This is a genomic window from Streptomyces sp. NPDC047072 (genome assembly GCF_040643855.1).
In the GTDB taxonomy this organism is placed as follows: domain Bacteria; phylum Actinomycetota; class Actinomycetes; order Streptomycetales; family Streptomycetaceae; genus Streptomyces.
Genome location: NZ_JBEYVC010000046.1, coordinates 43144 through 61457, shown reverse-complemented (window position 1 = coordinate 61457; position 18314 = coordinate 43144). Strand labels below are relative to the sequence as shown.

Sequence of the window (18314 nt, the reverse complement as noted above, 5' to 3'; positions counted from 1 at the left end):
TCGGCGCCCCCCGCGGCAGTTCCGGCCCGCAGCCCGGCGTCCGTCACCTCCGCGTCCCGCACATCGGCCTCGCACCTTCCGCGCCCGTGTCTGGCGCGGCTACCGGGAGGAGGGCGCCTTCGCCCGCACCCGCCGCGAACACGCGGCCATCCACCGGGCGCTGGTCGCCCGCGACCCGGAGGCGGCCCGGGCGGCGGCGGCGGCGCATGTGGGCGAGGTGGAGGAGTGGCTGCGGGCGCAGCTGGGGCCGTAGACCGCGCGGGGGGATGAGCGGTGTCGTGCCGAGGCTGGGGGCTGCCGCGGTGGTCGGGGCCGGAGGCGGCGGTCTCGCCATCGCCGAGCGAGGGTGGGGTGCCCGGCTCTTCGGCATCGCCGAATGCGGGTGGGGTGCCTGGCTCTCCGCCACCGAGGCCCGCGCCTCCTGATGGTCCGTGGTGGCCTTGCTGCTGGCCTTCGCTTCGGCCGGCGCGGGGCGGGGCGGGGCGGGGAAAATGCTTCGCGACGCCGGCGCACCGGATGGCAGGGTGCCGTGCGTGACCTCCCAGTACCGGATTCGCGCAGACCACGATGCCGACACGATCGTGGTCTATCAGGCGTACGCACCGGCGATCGCCGACGCGGCGCTGCGCGCGGGCCGGTTCGTCGCGCCGTTCTCGTTCCAGAGGATGACCTGGATCAAGCCGTCGTTCCTGTGGCTCATGCATCGCAGCAACTGGGCGCGCAAACCCGGCCAGGAACGCGTCCTCGCCGTTCGGATGACCCGGCGGGGCTGGGAGGAGGCGCTGTCCCGGGCCGTGCTCACGTCCGCGGATCCGGCGGCCGTGGCCCGGGCGGACGTACACGTGCAGTGGGACCCGGAACGCTCGGTGCGCGGAGCGGCGCTGAACCACTACAGCATCCAGGTCGGCATCGGCCGCCACCTGATCCGCACCTTCGCCGACGAGTGGATCGTCGGCCTCACCGACCTGACCCCTCAGGTCCACAAGGCCGCGGCACTGACCCGGTCCGGGCACACCGCCAAGGCTCAGCGGCTGCTCCCCGCGGAGCGGGAGTATCCGCTGCCGCGGACGTTGGAGAGGCTCCTCTCCCCCGGCCGGTGAGAGCCGGCCGACGCCGGACGAGTGTCCTGCGACCCGCACACACCGTCGCCGAGCACCCGGTCAGGGGCGGCCGAGGATCCTCACCTCGGCATCCGGCAACTTGCCCCACCAGTGCGCGAAACGGCTGTAGGCCCGGGGGTCGCGGTCGGTGAGCAGTGCGGTCAGTGAGCGGGCCTCTTCGGCCAGGCCGTCCCATGCCTCGGGCGTGAGGTCGTGGAAGGCGGTGGCCTCGATGCCTCCGTCCTCGGCCGGGCGCCAGACTCCGGCCACCCGACCGTCGACCAGCAGCGTCGGCAGGACGTCGCCGTTCACGCGGATGACCAGTTTGCGGTACTCCGGCGGGATCAGGCGGCCGCGGTCGGCGTACGCCAGCAGGACGTTGTCCCACATCGGGAGCAGCCGGGGTGGGGCGGGGGTGTCCGCGGGTGGGCGAGGGGCGCCGGGGACGTCGTGGAGCGGGGTGCCGTCCGGGCCGTCGAGGAGTTCGAGCGAGTCCGCGAGGGTCTTCAACACCGCACGGATGCGCCCGCGTTGGACCATGGTGAACTGCGCGATGTCGGCGACGGACGCGGGTCCGTAGGCCGCCAGGTAGCGCAGGGTCAGCGCGCGGAGGGCCGCTTCCGGGTCCCCCGCCTCGGTGAACCTCCCTTCCGGCGCCGCGACATACGACGGCGACTTGCCGAACGACCACGCCTCGCCGGTCGGCACATGCACCAGGGGCGCGTACGCCCGCATCCCCCACCACGCCCCGCCCTGCTTCTCCGCCCCCACCCGCTCCCCGAGCCACGCCGTCAAGTCCCCGTTGGAGCGCGGCTGTTGTGCGAACTCCAGGAGCCCCGGCTCCAGTTCCCCCGCGTCCGCAGGAGTCAGCCCGGCCGCGGCGAACCGGTGGCCGAGCCGGGAGGCGTACAGCGTGGGCCGCATCGCCTCCCGGACCGTCCGGTAGTCCTCGGAGTGCACCGCGTGCAGGGTGATCCGCAGCAGCGTCGCCTTCACCAGCGTGCGGTCGGCGAAGGCGGCGTCCAGGTCGACAGGGGTGAACCCGGAGATCCGGTTCCACAGCGCCAGATACGGCGACGCCGGCTCCTGCGCCTGGAGCGCGAGGAGCCCGCGGACCGCGTCCGCGACCTCCAACGGCTCCCGGCACAGCAGCAGTTGACGGGCGAGCGTGGCCCGGTTCAGTTCCCGCGCGGTGATCTTCACGAGGAGGATTCTGCCCTCCGGAACCGCAAGGTCACCAGCTCGAACGGCCGCAGGCGCAGGGACACCCGGTTCCCGTCACGACGGGGTTCCGGTACGTCGGTCAGCGGCCGTTCCAGCAGGTCCGTGGCCGTGACGTCCGCCACCTCGAATCCCGCCGTGAGCGTGGCCCTCACCCGGCCGCCGTGCGCCTCGTGGAACCGGACCACCACGTCTCCGCTGACGTCGTCGGCGAGCTTGACGGCCGTGACGACCACCGCGTCCCGGTCGACGGAGACCAGTGGTACGACCTCTCCGACCTCCCCGGCCCCCACCGCGCCGCTCACCCGCCGCTCCGGCAGATTGATCCGCCATCCCTCCCGCACGGCGTCCCCGATCCCCGCCCCCGGCACCAGCGCGTGCCGGAAGCGGTGGACGCCCTGGTCGGTCTCGGGGTCCGGGAAGCGCGGCGCCCGGAGCAGGGAGACCCGGACCGTGGTCGTCGTCCCCCGGTCGCCGTCCGTGCGGACGGTCCGGGTCACGTCGTGCCCGTACGTCGAGTCGTTGACGACCGCCACGCCCCAGCCCGGTTCCTCCAGGTGGACGAAGCGGTGGTTGCAGGCCTCGAACTTGGCAGCCTCCCAAGAGGTGTTGGTGTGGGTGGGCCGGTGGAAGTGCCCGAACTGCGTCTCGGACGCGTACCGTTCGGCGTGCACGTCGAGCGGGAAGGCGAGCTTGAGGAACTTCTCCGTCTCGTGCCAGTCGACCTCCGTGTCCACGTCCAGCCGCCGTTCGCCGGGCGCCAGCGTCAGCACCTGTACGACACGGGAGGCGCCGAAGGACCGTACGATCCGCACCCCGTTCGCCTCGGGCGTGATCTCGTCCACGTCGGTGAGGTCCGTGACGGTGTTGCGGTAGAACTCGTCGACGTCCCAGGCGTCCCACATGTTGGGGAAGTCCGGGTGGAGTTGGAGGAGGTTCGCCGCCGCGCCGGGGGCGACGGTCTCCCGGTCGGCCTCGATGTCGTACGCCGACACGACCAGGCCCCGTCCGTCGATCTCCACGCGCAACAGACCGTTGTCCAGGGTGTATCCGCCACCGGACCGCTCGGACAGCGAGGTCTCCTCGGTGGGTACGACGGTCCCGGCACCGCCCGCCGCGACCCCGCCACGGGCGTGCGGTGCCGAGTTGAAGACCAGCTCCCGCGTCCCCTCCCCCGCCAGCGCCCGCTGGGCCGCACCGATGATCCCGTTCAGCTCCTCGGCGACCCGCTCGTACGTCCGCCGCGCCTCCCGGTGCACCCAGGCGATCGAGGACCCGGGCAGGATGTCGTGGAACTGGTGGAGCAGCACCGTCTTCCAGACGCGGTCCAACTCCTCGTACGGGTAGGGGAATCCGGCCCGTACGGCGGCCGTCGCCGCCCACAGCTCGGCCTCGCGCAGGAGGTGCTCGCTCCGTCGGTTGCCCTGCTTGGTCTTGGCCTGGCTGGTGAGGGTGGCGCGGTGGAGTTCGAGGTACAACTCGCCGACCCAGACGGGTGGTTCGGGGTACTCGGCCTCGGCCTTCTCGAAGAACTCCGCGGGCGTCGCCCAGGCGACGGTGGCCGAGCCTTCGAGGTCGCGCAGACGGGCCGCCTTGGCGATCATCTCGCGGGTCGTGCCGCCGCCTCCGTCACCCCAGCCGGTGGGGGCGAGGGAGTGCCGGGCGACCCCCTTGTCCTTGAAGTTGTGTGCCGCGTGGGCGATCTCGCTGCCCTTCATCGAGCAGTTGTAGGTGTCGACGGGCGGGAAGTGCGTGAAGATTCTGGTGCCGTCGATACCCTCCCAACGGAAGGTGTGGTGCGGGAACTTGTTCGTCTGCGACCAGGAGATCTTCTGTGTCAGCAGCCACTTGGAGCCCGCCGCCTTGATGATCTGCGGCAGTCCGGCGGCGAAGCCGAAGGTGTCGGGCAGCCACGCCTCCTCGTTCTCGATGCCGAACTCGTCGAGGAAGAACCGCTTGCCGTGCACGAACTGACGGGCCATCGCCTCCGAGCCCGGCATGTTGGTGTCCGACTCCACCCACATGCCCCCGGCCGGCACGAACCGCCCGTCCGCGACCGCCTTCTTCACCCGCGCCCACACCTCGGGCCGGTGGTCGCGCACCCAGGCCCACTACTGTGCCTGGGACATGGCGAACACGAACTCCGGCTCGTCGTCGAGCAGCGCAGTCATGTTGGACGTCGTCCGGGCCACCTTGCGGACCGTCTCCCGCAGCGGCCACAGCCACGCCGAGTCGATGTGCGCGTGGCCGACGGCGCTGATGCGGTGGGCGGAGGGCACGGCGGGCTCCGACAGGACCGTCTCCAGCCGTACCCGCGCCTGCGCGGCCGTGCCGTTCACGTCCTGGAGGTCGACGGCGTCCAGCGCCTTGTCCACCGCCCGCAGGATCTCCCAGCGCCGCGCCGAGTCCACCGGCAGCTCGGCCATCAGCTCTCCGAGCACCTCCAGGTCGAGGACCAGCTGCCAGACGGTCTCGTCGAAGACGGCGAGGTCCATGCGGGCCAGCGTGTACTGCGGGGTGTCGCCCGCGGTCTCCTTGTCGCCCAACTGCGTGGGCAGGAAGGGGTGGTAGTCGAGGATGACGGGGTTGGAGGCGGCCTCGACATGCAGGCGCACCTCCTCCCCGCCCTCGACGGGCGCGCCGATCCGCACCCACTGGTTGCGCGGGTTGAGGCCCTTCACCGGGGTGCCGTCGGGCCGGTAGACCAGGCCCTCGCACTGGAAGCCGGGCATGTTCTCGTCGAAGCCGAGGTCGAGGAGGGCCTCGACGGTCTTCCCGGCCCACGCCTCGGGAACGGTCCCGGTGACGCGGAACCAGCTGGTGCCCCAGGGAGCACCCCAGCGGGCGCTCACGGCGATCGGCTCCGGCTCGGCCGCGAGCCCCTCGGCGACCGGCACGGGCTCACCGGGCGCGTGCCAGACCGCCACCTCCAGCGGTACGGACTCGGGGTACACGGCGGGGCGGACACGCTCGTCGAGGACGCGCTTGAGACGGGCTTCGACCAGGTTGCGGTCGTCATGCATGCGGGGTGCTCCAGGGGTCGGATGCGGATTCCGGGTGGCGCGGACTACCGGGTGGCGCGGTTTACCAGGTGTGCGTGACGGTCGCGGGGGCCGACGCTGTGTACAGCTCCCCTACGGCACGCAGTTCGAACCGCGCCGCCGCCTCCCCCTGCTCGGGCTGGAGGCCGCCGAGGAAGTACGCCCGCTGGCAGGTGCCGCCGAGGAAGCGCCGGGTGCCGTCGGGGAGGACGCGGTGCAGGGTGTAGTGACGGACCTCGCCTGGCGCGGGGTTCCAGGCCAGCCGCAGGTCTCCGCCCGAGGCGTCGGTGACACGCAGGTCAGAGGCCTCACCCGGCACCTCCGGCACACCCGCCTCACGCACCGCGATACCGCCGAGCCGCCACTTCACAGGCCCCTCGGTCGCGGTGAGCCGCACACCGAGCGCGTTGACGGTCCCGGTCCCGGAGAGCCCTGTGAGCCGCATCGTCATCGTCTGCCACCCGTTGACCGAGTTCACAGGCACAACGGGCAGATAGGTGTACGGCGGTGTCGCGCCCGGTGAACCGGGCTCGGCCGTCGCCACCGCGAGCTCGACGTTCACAGCGCCCGCATCTATCCGGTGTGTCAGCTCGACAACCGTGTCAACACCCACCGGCAGCCGTGAAGCGTACAGATCCACCGTCACCGGAGCGGTTGGTTCACCGGCCACCAGCACACTGCTGCCGCCCCGCCAGGCATCGGCGAAGTCGAAGGAGACCGTCGGCCGCGTCCCCGACGTCCGCACCACCCACTGCCGCGACGGCAGCCGGTCCTGGAGCCCGAGGTGGTTCCAGGCCGCGTCCGAGGTGACCACCCCGCCCTCGTACCACCGCAGCCCATGCCCGGTGTTGAAGACACTCGCGAACGGCACGGCCGAAACCGTCGACCGGTCCGCGACCGACACCGCCGGCGCCCGCCAGCTGTCCGTCGCGTCCGGCTGCGAAGGATCCAGCGACCGTCCCGTCCAGAACCGGTCGTCGGCCGCGTGGAAGTCCCCCGGCCCGCGCTGCCCCGACGGCAGGTGGTTGCGCGTCCACTCCGGCCGGTACAGCCCGATCGAGGTCACATGGGTCTTGTCCCGGGGCACGATCGCGTCCCAGTTCTCGGAGGTGTTCCAGCCGTTGGCCTCGACATCCACACCCGCCCACAACTCGTAGCGGCTGCGCCCCAGTTGGCCGGCCAGCGTCCCCGACGAAGCCAGACTGCTCGCCGTCCACCGGAAGTCGACGAACATGTCGTCGGCGGCCTGGAAGAACGCCTGGTTACGGCTGTTCAGCGCACCCTGCCAGCTCACCGACCCGCTCACCGTCATCGAGTCGTACCAGGTCACCCGCTGCCCGACGGCAACAGCGAGCGACTTCAGCTCGCGTACGAACCCCAGCATGTCCGCCCCGAGCGCCGCGTCCCCGCCCCCGGTCTCGGCATTCACGAACCACCCGTCGAAGCCGTACGCCGAAGCCACCGCGACGAGTTGGGTGGCCAGCGGGTAGTGCCCGGCCGCGTCCCTCTGCACCAGGTCACGCGTCCACTGCAACTGCCCGCCGTAGGCGACCGGCGGCAGGAAGATGTTGCCGAGGACGGGGACGCCGTGCCGGTGGGCGGCGTCCACGATCGGCGCGTTCGGCGCGAGGATCAGCCCCTCCCCCGACGAGCCGCCCCAGAAGACGAGTTCGTCGACGTAGGCCCAGTGCCCGAAGGCGTAGTAGTCCGAAGTCGCCGACCCCTGCGATGGGTTGGAGGATGTCGGTCCGAAGGACACCAGCGACTGGATCCGCGCCTGCCCCGAACGGGCCGTCGTGTTCACCGGAGTTGGCGTGAAGCGGGCGGCGAGCGGGACGGCGGCCGCGTTGAAGGCGAGATCGGCGTCGTCGGCCGCCCGCCATGCCTTGAGACTGCGCCAGGTGATGCCGGTGCCGGGCGTGCCGGACGGAAGGGAGTCCGGGTACCAGTAGTTGGCGTAGGGCTGGAGCGCGGTCGCCGCCGCTGCCCTCGCCGGGACTCCGGGGAACAGCGCCGCCGCGGTCGCGGCGAGCAGGACCGTACGTCTGGTGGGTTTCACGAGCGGGTGCCTCCTTGTGGGGTGGGGAGTACCTGATCGGACGTGACGACCTCGGTGATGCCGCGCGCGGAGAGGTGCTCCGCATCCGAGGCACGCACGTCGAGGACGGTGGTGGGGCGAGCGCCGTCGGCGACCAGCCGGAAGTAGGCGTCGAAGACCGGCCCGCCGGGTGCGCACCGGGAGCGGGCCCCGGGGTCGGAGGGGACGACCAGTGCTGTCGTACGACGTCCAGGAGCGGCGGACGACGGTGAGCGCGCCGCCCGCTCCAGGACCCGTGCGGCCGGCTTCGGTTGCCGGTCGTTGGTCAACAGGCCGAGCCCGTACTCCAGTTCAGGGAAGTCGGCCAGGCTCCGGGACACGTCGTGGGAGCACCACCAGGTGATGCCCCACAGGTCGGGGCAGTCCAGGGCGTTGCGGACCGTCGCCTCGGTGAAGGCGGCGGCGTGCTCGGGCGGCACCAGGGGCGCGGGCGCGCCGACCTCCTGGAGCCAGACGGGCCGTGCGGGGTCGTCGGCCCAGGCCTTGCTCAACTCGACCAGGTAGGCGGCGTGATGCTCGCTCGGGACCGACTCGCGCCCGTGCCGCTGGGCGGTGCCGTTGAAGACCCAGGAGTGCACGGCGGTGACGGCGCCGTGCCGGGCGGCCTGGCCGGGGGTGAAGGGCTGGTCGTCCTGGTACCAGGTGGCGTCGTACTCGGCGTGCAGGTGCAGTCTGCCGGGGGCGCCCTCCTCGCAGGCGGCGAGCATCCGCGTGAGCCAGGCGTCGATCTGCTCGGAGGTGGCCCGGTCGGGGTCGGGATGCGGGTCCGCGGAGAACTGGTTGACCTCGTTGCCGAGGGTCATGCCGAGGAAGTTGGGGCGGTCCGCCAGTGCCGCCGCGAGGGTGCGCAGGTAGGCGGCCTGGCCCTCGACGGCCTTCGGGTCGGTGAAGAGGTTGCGGCGGTGCCAGGTCCTGGTCCAGGCCGGCAGGAAGTCGAAGCTGCTCAAGTGCCCTTGCAGACCGTCGACGTTGACGTCGAGCCCGCGTTCGGCGGCGGCGTCGACGAGCCGTACGAGGTCGGCGACGGCCCGGGCGCGGATCAGCGTGCGGTTCGGCTGGAAGTAGGGCCACAGCGGGAAGACCCGGATGTGGTCCAGGCCCAGCGCGGCGATGGAGTCGAGGTCGGCGCGGACGGAGTCGAGGTCGAAGTCGAGCCAGTGGTGGAACCACCCGACGCTCGGGGTGTAGTTGACGCCGAAGCGCACGGCAGCAGGCATGCGTGTCCTTGTGTACGGAGGTACGGAGTTCAGCCCTTCACCGCGCCCTCGCCCACCCCGCGGAAGAAGTACCGCTGGAGACAGGCGAAGAGGGCGATCAGCGGTGCCACGGCGATGACCGTGCCCGCGGCGACGAGCCGTTCGTCGTTGGCGAACGTGCCGTGCAGGTAGTTGAGGCCGATGGTCAGCGTGAACTTGGACGGGTCGCTCAGCACGATGAGCGGCCACAGGAAGTCGTCCCAGGCGCCCATGAAGGCGAAGATCGCGACGACGGCGATCGTGCCCTTCACCGCGGGCAGCGCGATCCGCAGGAACCGCTGCCAGACGTTGGCGCCGTCGACGTAGGCCGCCTCCTCGATCTCGTACGGGAGGTTGAGGAAGGCGTTGCGCATCAGGAGCACGTTCATGGCACCGATGCAGCCGGGCAGCACCACACCGATCAGGGTGTTGTTGAGGCCCAGCTCCCGCATGGTCGTGAACTGCGCGATGATGATGCCCTCCACCGGCACGAGCATCGCCAGGATGAAGGCGAGGGTGGCGGCGCGGCGGCCCCGGTAGCGCAGTCGGGCCAGGGCGTAGCCGGCGAGGGCCGAACCGACGCAGTTCGTAACGACGTTGGCGGTGGCGACCTTGAGCGAGTTGAAGGCGTAGTCCCAGACGGGGATGGTGTCGGCGACCCGTTCGTAGTTGTGCAGGGTCGGATGCTCGGGCAGAAAGGTCGGCGGCGAGCTGTAGATGTCCTCGGTGGGTCCCTTCAGCGAGGTCGACAGCTGCCAGAGGAAGGGGCCGACGGTGAGGGCGAGGACGGCGAGCAACAGCGCGTATCTCAGCAGCAGTTCGCCTTTGCGTACCCGGGTCACGACTCCCCTCTCCGATCGGCTCGCAGCACCAGCAGCATCAGCGCCACGGTGACGACGAAGACGACGACGGAGAGCGCGGAGGCGTAACCGACCCTGCCGGTCAGCCCGGTGCCGGTGCGCTGGACCAGCATCACGAGCGTGGTGTCCTCGCCCGCCGGTCCCCCACTAGGGCCCGCCATCAGATACACCTCGGAGAACACCTTGAAGGCGGCGACCGAGGACAGCGCCCCGACGAGGGCCATGGTCGAACGGACGGCCGGAACGGTCACCGTCACAAAGCGCCGCACGGCACCCGCGCCGTCCATCGCCGCGGCCTCGTGCAGCTCGCGCGGCACGTTCGCCAGCGCCGCCAGGTAAATGATCATGTAGTAGCCGAGGCCCTTCCAGACCGTCACGGCCATGGCGCTCAGCAACAGCAGCCACTGGTCGCTGAGGAAGCCGATCCGGCCGACCCCTATGGTCTCCAACAGCGAGTTGATCAGGCCGCGTTCGTCGAGGAGCCACACCCAGATCAGGCCGACGACCACGATCGAGGCGACGACCGGGGTGTAGAAGGCGGACCGGAAGAAGGTGATGCCGGGGATGTTCTTCTGCACGAGCAGGGCGAGCAGCAGCGGCAGGATCACCAGCGCGGGGACGACCCCGAGGACGTACAGTGTGCTGTTGCGCAGGCCGATCCAGAACATGTCGTCGTGCAGCAGCTCACGGAAGTTGGCGAGGCCGACGAACTCCCCCGGGATCAGGGTGCGCTTGTCCGTGAAGGCGTTGACCAGTGTGGAGACGAACGGGTACAGGATGAACACGCCGATGACGAGCAGTCCGGGTGCGGCGAACAGCCAAGGGCTCGTCGGCAGTTGGCGCCGCACCCGGGACACGGTGGACGAGGACATGGTCATCCCTGCTGCTGGAGCAGCGTGTTGCACGCCTTGACAGCGTTGTCGAGAGCTTCCTCGGGGCTCTCCTTGCCCTGGAGCGCCTTGGCGACCTCGTTGCGCAGGGCGGTCTTCATCTGCTCGCTGAACAGCACGGGCGTGTAATTGACCGCGTTCTTCAGGGACTTGGCGGCGGCGATCCGCACCCGCGTCTCGTCCGTGCCGTCCTCCTTGGTGAAGTACGGGTCGTCCAGAGAGCCGGCGGTGCTCGGGAAGATGGCGACCTTCTTGGCGAAGGACATCTGGTGCTCGGCGTCGGTGACGTAGTGCGCGAAGGCGACGGAGGCGGCCTTCTTCTTGCTCTGCGCGTTCACCATCACGCCCATCACGTACATGTTGACGTGGCCGGTGCTGGTGATCTGGTCGGTGATACCGATGTTCTTGTACAGGTTCGGCGCCTGCTTCTTGAAGTTGCCGAGGTCCAGGGCGCTGCCGGGGTTCATGGCGACGGCCTCGGTGAGGAACTTCTTGCCGGAGGATTCGGGAGTCGCGGTCAGCGCCTGCGGGTCGAGCGCCTTCGCGTCGTACAACTCCTTGTACTTGGTGAGGAGTTCGATGCCCTTGGCGTCGTTGAAGGCGAAGGCGGTGCCGCCGGAGTTCATCAGCTCGACGCCGTAGCGGCCGAAGTCCTCGATCGTCGGCACGTTGGCGAGGGTGGCGACCTTGCCGTCGCTGTTCTTCGCGATCTGGAGGGCGTCGGCGAAGAGGTCGTCGTACGTCTTCGGCGGCTGGTCGGGGTCGAGCCCGGCCTCCTTGAAGAGGGACTTGTTGTAGAAGAGCGGGCCGGTGTTGAGGTACCAGGGGAAGGCGTACGTGCCGGTCATGCCAGGTATCTCGTGGCTGGCCCAGGCTCCGGCGAGGTACTCCTTCTTGTACTGGGCGGCCGCCTTGTCGAGGTCGAGCGCGAGGCCGGCCTTGGCGAGGGGCGCGACCAGGTCCGGGGAGACGTTGACGACGTCGGGCAGGGTGCCGCCCGCGGCGTCGGCGCTGATCTTGTCGGCGTAGCCCTCGGCGGGCTGGTCGATCCACTTGACCTTGGTGCCGGGGTACTTCTTCTCGAAGTCGGCGATCAGGCCCTCGAAGTAGTCCTTGAAGTTCGCCCTGAGGTTCCAGGTCTGGAAGGTGATGTCGCCCTCGATCTTGCCGGAGGCGTCGGACGAGCCGCCGTCGTCGCTCCCGGAGCCGCAGGCGCTCAGCGGCAGTAGGGCGCAGACGGCGGCAGCGGCGAAGGTTCTGCGGGACATGGGCACGGCGAACCGGTCTCCTTTGCGGCGGAGTTGGCCAACGACGCAGACCCTGCACGCCGTTCCACGGGCCCGTCAATGCATCTCGCACAGCTAATTTGTTTAGTGACTAATACGCATTAGGTTGACTCAGCTGAACCGCATTAGTGCATACTGGCGCCGCAATGCGTCCGGGGAATGGGGAATCACCATGTCAGGCAAGCGGACGCCGGCCCGCCGCCCCACGATGAAGGACATCGCGCGGCACGCCGGGGTCTCCCAGAGCGCTGTCTCGTTCGCGCTCAACAACCGCCCCGGTGTCTCGGACGACACCCGCGACCGGGTCCGCCAGGTGGCGGAGGAGCTCGGCTGGCGGCCCAGCACGGCGGCCCGCGCACTGTCCGGCGAGGGCGCGGCCACGGTCGGCTTCGTCCTGGCCCGCCCGGCGGTGACGCTGGGCGTGGACTCGTTCTTCCTCCAACTGGTCTCCGGCATACAGGAGGTGCTGGCCGAGCGGCATCTGGGCCTGCTGTTCCAGGTGGCCGAGGATGTAGAGGAGGAGTGCGGGGTGTACCGCCGCTGGTGGGCGGAGCACCGTGTGGACGGCGTCCTGGTCGTCGACCCGCGTACCGACGACCCGCGCCCCGGCCTCCTGGACGAACTCGGCCTGCCCGGCGTGGTGATCGGCGGCGCCCCCGACGAACGTCACCCGGGCCTGTCGACCGTCTGGGCGGACGACGCGGGCGCGATGGCCGCCGTGGTCGACGAGTTGTACGCGCTCGGCCACCGCCGGATCGTGCACATCGCGGGCCTGCCGGGCCTCGCGCACACCGAGCGCCGTATCCGCACCCTGCGCGCGGAGGCCGCGCGGCGCGGCCTGACCGGTGTCGAGTCGGTGACCACGGACTACTCCGACGCGGAGGGCGCGGCCGTCACCCGCCGGGTCCTGGAGGCCGCCACTCCCCCCACCGCGCTGATCTACGACAACGACGTGATGGCCCTCGCCGGGGTAGCCACCGCGACCGACCTGGGCCGCTCGGTCCCGGCCGACGTCTCGGTGGTCGCCTGGGAGGACTCGGCCCTGTGCCGCATGGTCAAGCCGTGGCTCTCCGCCCTCTCCCGCGACAGCGTGGCGTTCGGGCGTACGGCGGCGACCGAGCTGACGGCGCTGCTGGACGGGGGGCCGGCACGGACCGTACGCGTGCCGGTACCGCGGCTGATCGTGCGGGACAGCACCGGCGTGGCCCGTGGGGCACGGCCGCTACGATGAGCCATCCGTCCGGATCGGGGGAAAGGGCAAGGAAGTTGGGCGACGAAGCGGAGGTGACCGTCCCTGTCGAGGTGGACGGTCGGAAGATCCTTGTCTCGGTGAACCCGGCCGCGGCGCAGAGCGGATCCGGACTGGCCGAGGAGCAGGAGATCGCCTGGCGGACCCCGCGGCTGGAGACCGTGCTCGACAGTCTGACCGCCGTGGCCCGGGCCATGGGCACCCGCCTTCAGCAGACCGGCGCGTCGAGGGCGACGGTGGAGTTCGGCTGCGATGTCTCCCTGGACACCGGCCAGTTGCTCGCGGTGGTCGGCAAGGCGTCCTCCAAGTCGGCGTGGAAGGTGACACTGGAGTTCACCGCTCCGGAAACCGGGGGGACTTCGGGGTCGTAGGCATGGACGGCTGGAGACATCCGCTGGAGGCCGCCACCGTCGCCCTGGACCTCCTGGACGGCAGCGGCGGCGGTACCGGGTTCGTCCTCGCCCCCGGCACCGTGGTCACCTGCGCGCACGTGGTCGCCGGGGTCACCGCGGTGCGCGGCCGCATCGTGGCGACCGGCACCGAACTCACCCTGACCCTGTCCGAGGGCTCGCTCCACCGCGCGGCGAACGGCCTGGACATCGCGTTCCTGCGCTTCGAGGAGACGGCACCCGCCCCGCCGTACGTGCTGACCGCGCCGCACACGGCGTTCGGCGACCGTATGTGGGTCTACGGCCATCCGCGCGGCGACTACCGCGCGGGCCAGTGGGCCGCACTGGAGTACCAGGGCGACTCCCGGCTGGCGTTCGAGGACGCCATGCCGATGCCCCGCGGCTACGGCACCCCGGTCGGCGAGGGTTTCAGCGGCAGTCCGGTGGTCAACGAGCGCACCGGCGGGGTGTGCGGGATGCTCGCCCGCTCGAACAAGGCGGGCAGCACGCACATGGTCCCGCTCGCCGAGATCCTGTCCCGCTGCCCCGCCCCGGCACCGCCCGTGCCCTGGCTGAACGCGCTCACCGACGAGCAGTTGCGGGCCGGGGAGTTCCGCCACCCCGGCGCCCAGTTGCGCGACTATCTGAAGGCCGCGTGGGACGCGGCCGACGAGCATCCGTACGCCGCCCTGCTGACCGACGCCCAGGACATCCCTCTGTCCACCGTGTACGTCCGCCAGGAGGCGTCGGCCGCCGACGAGGCGGAGGACGAAGCGGCGTTCGCGGACCCGGATCCCCGCCGCCCGGGCCGTGACCGCCGGTCCCCGTCCCGGGAGCGGCCGGCCGCCGAGAGCGTCCTCGCCGACGACCGGCACGTGCTGTTCACCGGCGGCGCCGGCACCGGCAAGTCGAGCCTGCTGCGGCGGCTGACCTGTACGGCGGCCGCCGCCTGGCTGGACGACCCGGAGCGGGCGCCCTCGTACATCCCCGTGCGGGTCGGCGCCGACCAACTCCTGGACCTGCCCTTCCCGGAGGCACTGGCCCGGGCCGTCGGACGCGATCTGCCCGGTCTACGGCGCTCCCTGCCCCCGGCGTTCTTCGAGGCCGGCCCGCTGCCCTCGGTGGACTGGCTGGTCTGTGTCGACGGACTCGACGAGATCCTGGACCCGGAGGAGCGCGGCAAAGTCATCCGGCTGGTGCAGAGTTGGGCCCGCGAACCGTATCTGCGTTTCGTCGTCGCCAGCCGCTCGCTGGTCACCGCCGAGATGAACCGGCTGAGCCTGCTGCGCCGTTACTCGCTGATGGAGTTCGGCGACCAGGAGATCGAGAGCGTCGCCCACGCCTGGTTCGCGGCGCTGGGCGTTCCGGACGCCGCGCGGCGGGCGACGGAGCTGACGGGCGGACTGCGCCTCGGCCGACTCTCCGAAGTCGCCCGCAACCCGCTGTACTTGACGATGATCTGCGTGGTCGCCGCTTTGCACGAGCTGCCCCGCAACCCGGCCGAGCTCTACGCACGGTTCGTCGCCATCCTGCGGGAGCGGGGCTCGGCGCGCCTGCGCCGCAGCGGCCGGGCCGGTCACGGCATCACGCCGGATCTGCTGGACCGGGTGCACGACGTGTTGTACCCGGCGGCCGAGGCACGGCAGAGCGGGGATCCGCGTCCCCTGCTCGACCAGGTGCGGGACCTGCTCAACGAGCGCCACCCCGACACAACTCCCGACCGGGACACGGTCCTTGGCGCTCTCGCCTTCACCGGGCTGGTCCTGCGGCGCGGCGACGACCTGCGCTTCCTGCACCACACCGTCCAGGAGTACCTGGCCGGGTGCTCCCTCGCGGACCGCCTCAACCCCAAGGCCCCGCAGGCCCTCGCCACCGTACGCGAGGCGATCGCGGCCGAACGCCCCAACCTCGTGCTGTTCATGGCCGCCCGCTGGCGCGAACAGGGCATGTCGTTGGAGGAGTTCCTGCGTACGGTCGTCGACGGCGGCGGCTGGCGCGACCTGCTGCTGTGCGCGACGATCCTGAGCGACGAACTGGTGACGGACGAGGAGTTGACGGCGCGGTTCACCCGTGCGGTGATCAAGCTGTACGGCCGGTCCGTGACCGTGGGCGACCTCGATGTGACCACCGTGCTGGATCGGTTGTTCGCGGTGCTCGACGGGCGGGGGCTGGTGGGAGTGGTCGCCGATCGGGCCGTGCCGCACGGAGTGCGTGTCGAGGCGCTCAAGCACTGTGTGCGGCGAGCCGTCGACGGTGCGGGCGATCTCGCGAGGGCAGTGGCCGACGACCCGGATCTGCCGGGCGGCCGACGCGTCGTGGCGGCCTTGCTCTTGGCGGCGGCGCTGTTGGCCGGAGCGGGGGATGTCGAGGCCGCATGCCGTCGTCTGCTCGCCCTGGCCGAAGATCCCGACCAGGTCCCCGAGACACGGCAGGAAGCGGCCAACGGGCTCCTTCTGCTGGACCACCCCGCCGGGACGGACGCGCTCAGCACACTGCTGCGGACCTCGGAGTTCCCCTACCAGCATGTCAACCATCTGGTGGACATTCTCCCCGACGGTCTTCCCGAGGCGACCCTCACCGCTCTGGCCGACGCCTTGGACGACAACCCCGTTCTTGCCGGGGACCCGTACCTGACCCGCTTCCTGAAGGGCTGTCTGCTGACGCCGGTGCGACCCGAGATTCTCGCGGACCTGTGCGGGGATCCTGCCGTGCCCCTGTATCTGCGGCACCGGGCGGTGTTCCTGCTCCCGGAGGCCCCGGGCCACCGGAGCGAGGAGGTGGTGCGCCTCGTCCACACGCAGGTCGTCGCCAGTCCCGACTCGTCGCAGAACGCCATGGCCACGGCTGTGTCCCACATCGACGACGTGGCGCTGGCCGAACGCGTGGCACGCGACGAGCGGCTGAGCGGCCCCACCCGTATCGAAGCCATGGCCCGACTCGCCCGGCTCGGACGGCGATCCGTCGCGATGGCATGCGTGGATGGCCTGTTGGCCGCTCCTCCGGATCGCTGGAGCGTCGGCTCCTACCTGCCTCGGATGCTGCACGAGGTGGGGGAATCCGCCAAGTTCCGGCAGCTGGCGCTGCGGACCTTCCACGACCCCGCGCTCGCCGTCGAAGACCGGGTCGCCCACCTGGACCTGCTGCGGACGCTCGCCGCCACGGACGACCTGCACACCTCTTTGCTGTGCCTGGCGACGGACACGGGCATCGGCGCCGCGGACCGGCTCGAGGCGGCCGTGGCCCTGGACGAGCTGGGTGCTGCCGACACCGACAGCCTGCTCGCCTCGATCTCCGCGGACCCGGCCCTGCCCGCGGACGTACGGCGGGAAGCGGCGACGCGGTTGCTCGAAGCCGGTGACCGCGACACCGCCTCAGGGCTGTTGCGCCGCGTCGCCGAGGACGCGTACGGGGGCATGACCCACCGCGTCCAGGCGCTCGCCGTCCTGGCGGAAGTGGACGTACGCGCCGCGTCCGAGACGCTGCACCGGCTGCTCGACGAGGCCGGGCTGCCCGACGAACACCTGTGGCGCCTCCTGGACCTGGCCGACAACCTGACGCCGGACGCCCCGCTCCGCGGCCGTCTGGAGGCGCTGATCGACGACGAATCGGTGCCCGCGGAGTCGTTGCTGGAGTTCGAGGGAGGGTCTCACCTGAACCGGTCGGCCGTCGTCCCCCGCGCCCGCCGCGTCCTGACCGGCATCGCGGAGGACCCCGCGACCACCCCCTCCGTCCGGGTCCGGGCCGCCTCCGAACTGATCGGACTGATCCCGTACCCGCGGTGGAAGGCGCTGATGTCGGATGTCGGCCACGACCCTCTGTACCGCCTGAGCCTCCACTCGATGACGGGAACGCTGTCCAGCCACACGTCCCACCCGGCCCTGTGGCAGACCCTGTCCTTCTACCAGGACGAGGAGGGTACGTCCGTGCCGGCCGGCGCCCTTGCCGGGGCCGATCTCCTCACGGCCGCCGCGCAGTGGGTCGACCTCGTCGAGCAACGGCGGCCCGAAGTGCTCGCCCATCCCCACCGGCCGTGGATCCTGATACGCGACGAGAGTGCCTCCGATCGTGTCCAGGACAAGCTGCTCGCCTGGGCCAAGGACGACACGGCCCCCCTTCAGGACAGATGCGCAGCCGTCGCGGCCGCCGGCCGCACCCTCGACGAGCCCTGGTTCCCTCTGGCCGCCGACGCCGAAACGCCCCCGGAACTCCGCGTCGCGATCTGCGAACACCTCCCGGCGAGCGGTGCGTTGAACCGCATCCCGGTGACCCGTGCCCTGGCCTCCGACCCCGCCCACCCCGTCCAGGTCCGCGCCCGCGCCGCCGCCCTGCTCGCCGAGGACCTGGGCGAGGAAGGCCGCCACCTCCTCCGGTCGCTCTCGGGCCCCGACACCACCGACCCCGAAGCGCACCTCGCCGCGGCCGCCGCGTGGACGAAGCTCGACGTCGGGAGCGAGGCGGAGGCCGCCTGCCGCCGGGTGGTGGACGACGACCAGGCGCACGCCCACCACCACGTCCTGGCCGCGACGGAACTCATGAAGTGGCGCACGGCACGCACCCGAGCGAAGGAGGTGCTCCGCGCCGTGCTGGCCGACCCGAACGCCCCCGTCCCCGTACGGATCGAAGCGGCCGAGAAGCTGAGCGCCCACCACGAACCCGCCGAAGCACACCTGGGCCTACTGCGCCTCGCCCTCCAACTCGACCCCCTCCACCCCGACCGCCCCCACATCCTCACCCTCCTCCCCGCCGACCTACGCAGGTGCGTGCCGGACGCCCCAAGGGCGACGTAGGAACGCTGACGCCAGAGCACGCAGCCCGAGCCCCTCGCCGACCGTGACGTCGTCCTCGGACCCCGTCTCGCTCCACGCGCTCATCCGAGCACGGCACCGCGGACAACACCTGCCCGCCGAGTGGAGACGCGAGACCGCGGCAGCCTTCAAAAAGGCAG

12 protein-coding genes and 1 pseudogene are annotated in these 18314 nt (G+C 71.2%); 6 read left to right on the top strand and 7 right to left on the bottom strand.

Annotation, left to right across the window (positions count from 1 at the left end):
• From ABZ896_RS21360 to ABZ896_RS21350, 3 genes are all read left to right on the top strand, one after another.
• The coding region (locus tag ABZ896_RS21360; RefSeq protein WP_360931145.1) for an FCD domain-containing protein at positions 1–253 on the top strand (253 nt) is incomplete at its 5' end.
• Positions 254–266: 13 nt separating this feature from the next.
• Positions 267–425: a hypothetical protein gene (locus tag ABZ896_RS21355; RefSeq protein ID WP_360931142.1), complete on the top strand. Its 159-nt coding sequence runs from the start codon at positions 267–269 to the stop codon at positions 423–425.
• 108 nt (positions 426–533) lie between these two features.
• Positions 534–1100: a DUF4291 domain-containing protein gene (locus ABZ896_RS21350; RefSeq protein ID WP_360931139.1), complete on the top strand. Its 567-nt coding sequence runs from the start codon at positions 534–536 to the stop codon at positions 1098–1100.
• A gap of 60 nt (positions 1101–1160) precedes the next feature.
• On the opposite strand, the gene ABZ896_RS21345 is transcribed toward ABZ896_RS21350, so the two are convergent.
• From ABZ896_RS21345 to ABZ896_RS21315, 7 genes and pseudogenes are all read right to left on the bottom strand, one after another.
• On the bottom strand, positions 1161–2303 hold the full coding sequence (locus tag ABZ896_RS21345) for a winged helix DNA-binding domain-containing protein (protein WP_360931136.1): 1143 nt from the start codon (positions 2301–2303) through the stop codon (positions 1161–1163).
• Positions 2300–5344 (bottom strand): annotated as a pseudogene (locus ABZ896_RS21340) (glycoside hydrolase family 38 C-terminal domain-containing protein). The gene ABZ896_RS21345 and the pseudogene ABZ896_RS21340 overlap by 4 nt, the downstream one beginning before the upstream one ends.
• Before the next feature lie 61 nt (positions 5345–5405).
• The gene (locus tag ABZ896_RS21335) at positions 5406–7421 is read right to left on the bottom strand and encodes an endo-beta-N-acetylglucosaminidase (RefSeq protein WP_360931133.1); all 2016 of its coding nucleotides are present in this window, start codon (positions 7419–7421) and stop codon (positions 5406–5408) included.
• Entirely contained in the window at positions 7418–8677 is a 1260-nt protein-coding gene (locus ABZ896_RS21330; protein WP_360931130.1) for a glycosyl hydrolase, read from the bottom strand. The genes ABZ896_RS21335 and ABZ896_RS21330 overlap by 4 nt, the downstream gene beginning before the upstream one ends.
• A 29-nt stretch (positions 8678–8706) precedes the next feature.
• Complete coding sequence (locus tag ABZ896_RS21325; RefSeq protein ID WP_360931127.1) at positions 8707–9537, bottom strand: carbohydrate ABC transporter permease; 831 nt, start codon at positions 9535–9537, stop codon at positions 8707–8709.
• On the bottom strand, positions 9534–10427 hold the full coding sequence (locus ABZ896_RS21320; protein ID WP_360931124.1) for a sugar ABC transporter permease: 894 nt from the start codon (positions 10425–10427) through the stop codon (positions 9534–9536). Before ABZ896_RS21320 ends, ABZ896_RS21325 begins: the two co-directional genes overlap by 4 nt.
• Positions 10428–10429: 2 nt before the next feature.
• Positions 10430–11719 carry a sugar ABC transporter substrate-binding protein gene (locus tag ABZ896_RS21315; RefSeq protein WP_360931121.1) on the bottom strand — a complete coding sequence of 430 codons (1290 nt, stop codon included), beginning with the start codon at positions 11717–11719 and terminating at the stop codon, positions 10430–10432.
• A gap of 184 nt (positions 11720–11903) precedes the next feature.
• Here ABZ896_RS21315 and ABZ896_RS21310 point away from each other — a divergent pair, with 184 nt between their 5' ends.
• Genes ABZ896_RS21310 through ABZ896_RS21300 form a run of 3 tightly spaced genes read left to right on the top strand, consistent with a single transcriptional unit; the run spans position 11904 to position 18156 of the window.
• The gene (locus tag ABZ896_RS21310) at positions 11904–12962 is read left to right on the top strand and encodes a LacI family DNA-binding transcriptional regulator (protein WP_360931118.1); all 1059 of its coding nucleotides are present in this window, start codon (positions 11904–11906) and stop codon (positions 12960–12962) included.
• Positions 12963–13015: 53 nt separating this feature from the next.
• The gene (locus tag ABZ896_RS21305; protein ID WP_360931115.1) at positions 13016–13351 is read left to right on the top strand and encodes a CU044_2847 family protein; all 336 of its coding nucleotides are present in this window, start codon (positions 13016–13018) and stop codon (positions 13349–13351) included.
• Positions 13352–13353: 2 nt separating this feature from the next.
• Positions 13354–18156: a trypsin-like peptidase domain-containing protein gene (locus ABZ896_RS21300; RefSeq protein ID WP_360931112.1), complete on the top strand. Its 4803-nt coding sequence runs from the start codon at positions 13354–13356 to the stop codon at positions 18154–18156.
• Positions 18157–18314 lie beyond the last annotated feature (158 nt).

What these genes read in the sequence shown, in the direction of transcription:
- ABZ896_RS21320 (WP_360931124.1), bottom strand. Translation starts at nt 10,427, where the DNA reads ATGTCCTCGTCCACCGTGTCCCGGGTGCGGCGCCAACTGCCGACGAGC.
- ABZ896_RS21330 (WP_360931130.1), bottom strand. Translation starts at nt 8,677, where the DNA reads ATGCCTGCTGCCGTGCGCTTCGGCGTCAACTACACCCCGAGCGTCGGG.
- ABZ896_RS21355 (WP_360931142.1), top strand. Translation starts at nt 267, where the DNA reads ATGAGCGGTGTCGTGCCGAGGCTGGGGGCTGCCGCGGTGGTCGGGGCC.
- ABZ896_RS21300 (WP_360931112.1), top strand. Translation starts at nt 13,354, where the DNA reads ATGGACGGCTGGAGACATCCGCTGGAGGCCGCCACCGTCGCCCTGGAC.
- ABZ896_RS21310 (WP_360931118.1), top strand. Translation starts at nt 11,904, where the DNA reads ATGTCAGGCAAGCGGACGCCGGCCCGCCGCCCCACGATGAAGGACATC.